This is a genomic window from Sandaracinobacter sp. (genome assembly GCF_041909755.1).
Classification (GTDB): domain Bacteria; phylum Pseudomonadota; class Alphaproteobacteria; order Sphingomonadales; family Sphingomonadaceae; genus Sandaracinobacteroides.
Genome location: NZ_JAYRCW010000120.1, coordinates 1 through 6,407, shown reverse-complemented (window position 1 = coordinate 6,407; position 6,407 = coordinate 1). Strand labels below are relative to the sequence as shown.

Below are 6,407 nucleotides of genomic sequence, written 5' to 3'. Positions count from 1 at the left end.
GGGACTGCATATGAACAACATGCGGCAGATTTTGGCGGAACGGCAGGCCGGACGGGTCGGCCGGGGGCCTGCCCGTCTGCGGATTGCGCCGGCGCATGTCCTTGGCTGGCACCTGGCGGCCGTGGCGCTGCTGCTTGCCGGGCATCTGGGCGCCGCACTGCTGCAGATCGGCTTCGGCCGGGGCGAAACCCTGTGGCGGCTGCTGTTCCTGGGTGGCGAAGGAAATCTGCCCAGTTTTCTGTCTGCCGCTGCCTTGCTGGCCGCCGGGCTGATCGCCTTTCTGCTGGCCCGGATTGACGACCCCGCCAATGCGACGCCCTGGCGACTGGCCGGGCTGATCCTGCTGTTCCTGTGCCTGGACGAGGCGGCCGGCCTTCATGAACAGCTGAAATGGCTGGCGCCCAGGGTGAAGGGCGAACTCAGCCTGTTCTGGCTGCTGCCCTATGGCGCGCTCGTCCTTGCGGTTGTGGCCATCCTGCTGCCGTTCTGGCTGCGGCTGCCGGCCGGCGCGCGGATCGGGCTGGCCGGTTCTGCCCTGATGTTCGTGGGCGGCGCGATGGGCATGGAGCTGGTGGAAAGCCGCCTCTACGAGGATCGGGCGGACGCCTATCTTCGCTGGCCGATGGTGGTTTCGGTCGCGGTGGAGGAGGTGTTGGAGATGGCGGCGGTGGCGCTGCTGATCTTCACGATGCTGCGCCACGCGGCCGGCCGGCGGCAGCCGGTGCTGGTGATGGACGTGTCGGCCTGAGCCGTCAGCGCCTGACGGCGGGCTTCTGCGGATCCCAGCGGATCTGGCCGTTGCCTGACACTTCCACCGGCAGATAGGCGCCCTGGCCCAGCGGCTTCACCACGCCGTAGCGGATCGTATCCAGCTGCACGTCTAGGATGAAATCGCCCAGCCGCTTGTCGGCCAGCGCCTTGTCGATCTTCACCTTCAGCTTGGCCAGATCCCGGCTGAAATCCTGGGTGAGGGCCGATTCCAGCTCTGCCATCACGTCAGGCGACCGGGCGATGGCAAGCAGAAGGTCTGTCGCGGCGTTGTTCGTGTCTGCGTCGATCGCCAGATCCTTCACGCGGACGACGGGGCTGTCCGGTTCGTTCCAGGGCAAGCCCGTCAGCCAGACGACACCATCGGCGCTGCCGAGGACACGGCTGTCGCGCCGGGCGCTGATGCTGAGGCCGATGGCGAGCCTGCCGCCTTCGGTCGCATAGATGCTGGGCTTGCCGAAGCTGACGTTCACCGCCCCGATTTCCGGCACCATCACCGGCTTTGCCGCAAGCTTGGTGAGCGCCTTGTGCAGCACCGGTTCCAGCTCGGCATAGTCGGCGATGACGGGGGCGACGACGCGGAAGCCGGTGCCGGGCTTCAGCGGGCCCGAATCCGGCAGCGGCGTGGGGGCAGGATCGGGCGGCCGTTCGCCCACGAAGGTTTCCGCCCCGGCCTCCAGCTGCAGCTTCAGGATCAGCTGGCCGTTCTTCACCTCGTAGCCGCCATAGCTGAGGCGTTCGGGCGTGAGGCGCAGCCAAACGGGCGGGTTCTTCGCGTTCAGTTCGATGACGGTGAAGGCCTTCGCCCACACCTCTTCCAGCTTGCGCCGGGGCTGCAGCGCCTGCAGCTCGCGCGGGATGTCGCGTTCGATCCGGGCGATCACCTTTGCCAGTTCGGGATCGGCGCGGCCCGCGAAGGTGAAGCGCCTGCCGAGCAGTTCGATGCCCGGCTTTTCCGTCCAGCTGTAGTCGATGTCGACCTTCGCCGTGGGCGTCCATCCGGGCGTCATGCCGAGGCGGATGTCGGCGCGGGTTTCCGCCTTCGCCGTCGCCGTTTCGGACAGGATCTTGCCCACATCGTTCGCGCTGATCTCGGCGGCGACGGGCATGCGCAGCTTCAGCCGCTCGCCCGAGCCGGACAGGCGGATGCGGCCGCGGGTGACGGCGCCGACGATGCGGCAGCTCATCGGCGGGGTGACGCCCGCCTTCTTCACCCCCACCTTGCAGGGCACATCCTTGCAGGCGTCGCCCTTGCAGGGGCGCACATGCTTCAGGCAGACGGTGATGCGGGCCGGCGGCACGCAGACATCCTCCTGCCGGTCGATGCGGAACAGGGTTTCGGGGGCGGCGGCGTTGAGGCGCCGTTCCAGATCGCCCAGATCCGCCGCGATGGGGGCGATCACCCGCGAGGTCGCAACCGGCACCTCTGCCTTCGACGTCAGGCGGGGTGGCGCGTCGAGCGTGGGTTCCTTGTTGCAGGCGACGAGCAGGAGCGGCGGGATCAGCCAGAGCGCCCGGGCCGCCCGCCACATCTCAGAGCGCTTTCAGGAAGGCCGCGATCGCGGCCCCCAGTTCGGGGCGCGTCACGCTGCCCATGTGGGTGCCCGGAATCTCGGCATAGCGGGCGTCGGGCAGAAGGGCCGCAAGCTCGGGGGCGGAGCCATTGTCCTGATCGTCGGCGCCGCAGACGACGAGACTGGGCAGATCGAGGGTGCGCAGCACCTCTTCCGGCGTGCTCTGCTGGCCGCCGAGCAGGTGGACGATGCAGTCCGGATTTTTCACGCTGGTCTTCATGAAGGCCTCGGCCACGAATTCCGGCGTGCCGCGCGGCCAGGTTCCCCGCTTCTCGATCATGCGGATGAAGAATTGCGCCCGGTCTGCCCCGCGGGTGAGGCCGCGCAGCCCCATGCCGGCGAAGATCGCCGCCCGGGGCTTCAGGCCGCGCGCCAGCAGGCGGGCGACCGTGCGCGCCCCCAGCGAATAGCCGCCCAGCACGAAATCCCCGCCAAGGCCGAGGTGGGCGACGAGCGCCTCGATATCCTTGGCGAGGACGTCGGGCGGCCAGCGTTCGGGACCATCGGGCGCGTCGCTGAGGCCATGGCCGCGGAAATCGGGGAGGATCAGGCGATGGCCGGCCTCTGCCAGCTGGCGGGCGGTGCCATAGCGGATCCAGTTCGTGTCGGCGTTGGAAAAGAGGCCGTGCAGCAGCAGCACGGGCGGGCCTTCGCCCAGTTCCGTGACGTGGAGGCGTGTGCCGTCGAAGCTCGTGAACTCCATGCCGGGAGGTAGCGCCGACTTGGCGCCGTGCGCAAGCCTTTGGGCCGGCCCTTGCGATTGGCGCGGCATGGGGCCATTTTGGGCGGCGAGAGAGGCCCACTAGCCTGAAGGTTCAAATGGCAACCGAAACAAAGCTGAAGCTCGACGCCCCCGAAGCCGTGGCCGTCGTGGCACCCGAAGCGGCCGCCGGCCTCGTGCCGCTGACTGAAACGCAGACGTCCGAGCTGGAAAAGCGGGTGGACGGCTTCATCGCCAATCTGGTGGCGAAGGATGCCAACAGCCCGGAATTCGGCAAGGAGGTGGACCGGCTGGCGAACCTGGGGCAGGCGCAGATCGCCGAGGCGGCCGGGCAATCCAACCGCTTTCTCGACCGCCCGGTTCGGGCGATGGACAAGGACAATGGCATCGGCGCGGACCTGACGCAGCTGCGCCGCACGGTGGAGGATCTGGATCCTTCGAAGCGCGGCAGCCTGACGACGCGCAAGAAGCTGTTCGGCATCCTGCCCTTCGGCGACAGCGCGCGCGGCTATTTCGACAGCTATAAGAGCGCGCAGGGCCATATCAGCACGATCCTGAAGAGCCTGTCGAACGGCAAGGACGAGCTGCTGCGCGACAATGCGGCGATCGACACCGAGCGCAAGGCGCTGTGGAAATCCATGGGCGACCTGGAACAGATGATCCACATGTCGAAGCTGCTGGACCAGAAGCTGGAAACGGCGGCGATCGAGCTGGACACCAGCGATCCGGCCAAGGCCAAGGCGATCCGCGAAACGGCGCTGTTCTATACCCGCCAGCGCACCACCGACCTGCTGACGCAGATGGCGGTTTCCGTTCAGGGCTATCTGGCGCTGGACCTGGTGAAGAAGAACAATATCGAGCTGCTGAAGGGCGTGGACCGCGCCTCTACCACCACGGTTTCCGCGCTGCGCACGGCGGTGACGGTGGCGCAGGCGCTGACCGGGCAGAAGCTGGTGCTGGACCAGATCACCGCGCTGAACACCACCACCGCCAATGTGATCGACGCGACCGGCACGATGCTGCGGGTGCAGACGGCCGAAATCCACAAGCAGGCGGCTTCGTCCACCATTCCGGTGGAGACGCTGAAGCGGGCGTTCGAGAACATCTATCAGACGATGGATTCGATCGACCTGTTCAAGCAGCAGGCGCTGGAATCGATGAAGACGACGGTGACCACGCTGTCGTCCGAAGTGGAGAAGTCGAAGGGCTATATCGCCCGCGCGGAAGGCATGGCGCAGATCGAGGGCAAGGGCGCGACCGCCGCCGATCCGCTGCTGCCTGTTTCCGGCTGACGGCATGACCATGCGGCCCGAAACGCGCGAGGCGCTGGCGCGATACGACGAGTGGCTGGAACGCACGGTGAAATCCCGCGACGGGATGACCCGGCGCGCAAAGCGGCTGGAGCGCGGCGCGCGGACGGTGGGCCGGCGGCTGCGCAACATGGCGTTCGCCGTGCTGGCGGTGCTGGTGGCGGCGTTCCTGTATGGCAACATCGTCGCGCCGCTGGGCTTCCTGGGGGTGATGATGACCTTCCTGGCGGCGATCTGCGCCATGGTGATCTTTGCCAACTGGCCCGCCAGCCCGGCGCCGAAGCTGGAAAAGCTGCCCGACGCGCCGCTGGGCACGCTGCCCGCGCAGGTGGAAGGCTGGCTGGAAGCGCAGCGCCCGGCGCTGCCCGCCCCCGCCGCACGGGAGATCGACCTGGTGATGGCGCAGCTGGACCGGCTGGCGCCCGAACTGAAACAGCTGGATCCGGCGACACCGCAGGCGGAAGACGCCCGCAAGCTGCTGGGCGATCACCTGCCCCGGCTGGTGAAAAGCTATGCCGAAGTTCCCGCCACCCATCGCGGCACGGCAGAGGCGCAGACGCATTTCCGCGAAGGCCTGCGCGTGGTGGGCGGCGAAATCGACCGGCTGACGCAGGAACTGGCGAAGGAGCGGCTGAAGGCGCTGGAAACCGAGGGGCGGTTCCTGGAAAGCCGCTATGGGGTGAAGAAGGACTGAGGGGCCAAGGGGCGGCGCCGGATTTCCTGCGCCGCCCCGCCCGATGATGGCGTTGCCCTCAGGCCGCGATGGCCTGGGCTTCCGGCTGCGGCAGGCGGATCATGTAATCGAAGGCGCTCAGCGCGGCTTTCGAGCCTTCGCCCATGGCGATGATGATCTGCTTGTAGGGCACGGTGGTGCAGTCGCCGGCGGCGAAGACGCCGGGGAGGCTGGTTTCGCCGCGGGCGTTCACGACGATCTCGCCATATTTCGAGAGGTCGAGCGTGCATTTCAGCCATTCGGTGTTCGGCACCAGGCCGATCTGCACGAACACGCCTTCCAGATCGACGCTGTGGAGGCTGTCGTCGGTGCGGTTCCTGTAGGCGAGGCCGGTGACCTTTTCCCCGTCGCCCCTGATCTCGGTGGTTTGGGCCGAGGTGAGAATGGTGACGTTGGGGAGGCTGCGGAGCTTTGCCTGCAGCACGGCGTCGGCGCGGAGCTGGGCGTCGAACTCGACGAGGGTGACATGGGCGACGAGACCGGCGAGGTCGATCGCGGCCTCCACGCCGGAGTTGCCGCCGCCGACGACTGCCACGCGCTTGCCCTTGAAGAGCGGACCGTCGCAGTGGGGGCAGAAGGCCACGCCCTTCGTCAGATACTGTTCTTCTCCGGGCACGCCCAGCTTGCGCCAGCGGGCGCCGGTGGAGAGGATCACGGTGCGGCTGTGCAGCGAGGCGCCATTTTCCAGCTTCACCTCGATGAGGCCGCCGGGCGTGGCGGCGGGGATCAGCTGCGCGGCCGTCTGCAGCGGCATCACGTCAACGCCGTTCGCCTTCACATGGGCTTCGAGGGAGGCGGCGAGCTTGGGGCCTTCGGTGTATTCCACCGAGATGAAATTCTCGATCCCCAGCGTGTCGTGCAGCTGGCCGCCGAAGCGGTCGGCGGCGACGCCGGTGCGGATGCCCTTGCGCGCCGCATAGATGGCGGCGGCCGAGCCGGCGGGGCCACCGCCCACCACCAGCACGTCGAATGCGGATTTCTGCGCGATCTTTGCGGCGGCGCGGGCGGAGGCGTTGCTGTCCAGCTTGGCCACGATCTGGGCGAGATCCATGCGGCCGCTGCCGAAGGGTTCGCCGTTCAGGAAGACGGCGGGCACGGCCATGATGCGGCGGCTTTCCGCCTCTGCCTTGAACAGCGCGCCGTCGATGGCGGTGTGGCGGATGCGCGGGTTCAGCACGGCGGCGAGGTTCAGCGCCTGCACCACATCGGGGCAGTTCTGGCAGGAGAGCGAGAACCAGGTTTCGAAGTGGAAATCCCCGTCGAGATCGCGGACCTGATCCAGCAGGTCCTGCGCCTCGCGG

6 protein-coding genes are annotated in these 6,407 nt (G+C 67.9%); 3 read left to right on the top strand and 3 right to left on the bottom strand.

Annotated features, from left to right (window positions below; genetic code table 11):
• Positions 1–748 (top strand): hypothetical protein (locus tag ACE3O8_RS12455; protein WP_374390216.1); only part of this gene is annotated, 748 nt, incomplete at its 5' end.
• A 4-nt stretch (positions 749–752) separates the two neighbouring features.
• On the opposite strand, the gene ACE3O8_RS12450 is transcribed toward ACE3O8_RS12455, so the two are convergent.
• Positions 753–2,300: a DUF4403 family protein gene (locus tag ACE3O8_RS12450; RefSeq protein ID WP_374390214.1), complete on the bottom strand. Its 1,548-nt coding sequence runs from the start codon at positions 2,298–2,300 to the stop codon at positions 753–755.
• Between the two features lies 1 nt (position 2,301).
• Positions 2,302–3,045: an alpha/beta fold hydrolase gene (locus tag ACE3O8_RS12445; RefSeq protein WP_374390212.1), complete on the bottom strand. Its 744-nt coding sequence runs from the start codon at positions 3,043–3,045 to the stop codon at positions 2,302–2,304.
• A gap of 116 nt (positions 3,046–3,161) precedes the next feature.
• Between ACE3O8_RS12445 and ACE3O8_RS12440 the strand changes: the two genes are divergently transcribed.
• On the top strand, positions 3,162–4,355 hold the full coding sequence (locus ACE3O8_RS12440; protein WP_374390210.1) for a toxic anion resistance protein: 1,194 nt from the start codon (positions 3,162–3,164) through the stop codon (positions 4,353–4,355).
• A gap of 4 nt (positions 4,356–4,359) precedes the next feature.
• On the top strand, positions 4,360–5,067 hold the full coding sequence (locus ACE3O8_RS12435) for a hypothetical protein (RefSeq protein WP_374390208.1): 708 nt from the start codon (positions 4,360–4,362) through the stop codon (positions 5,065–5,067).
• Between the two features lie 58 nt (positions 5,068–5,125).
• Here the strand turns inward: ACE3O8_RS12435 and ahpF are convergent.
• On the bottom strand, positions 5,126–6,407 hold a 1,282-nt coding region (ahpF, locus tag ACE3O8_RS12430), incomplete at its 5' end, for an alkyl hydroperoxide reductase subunit F (RefSeq protein WP_374390206.1).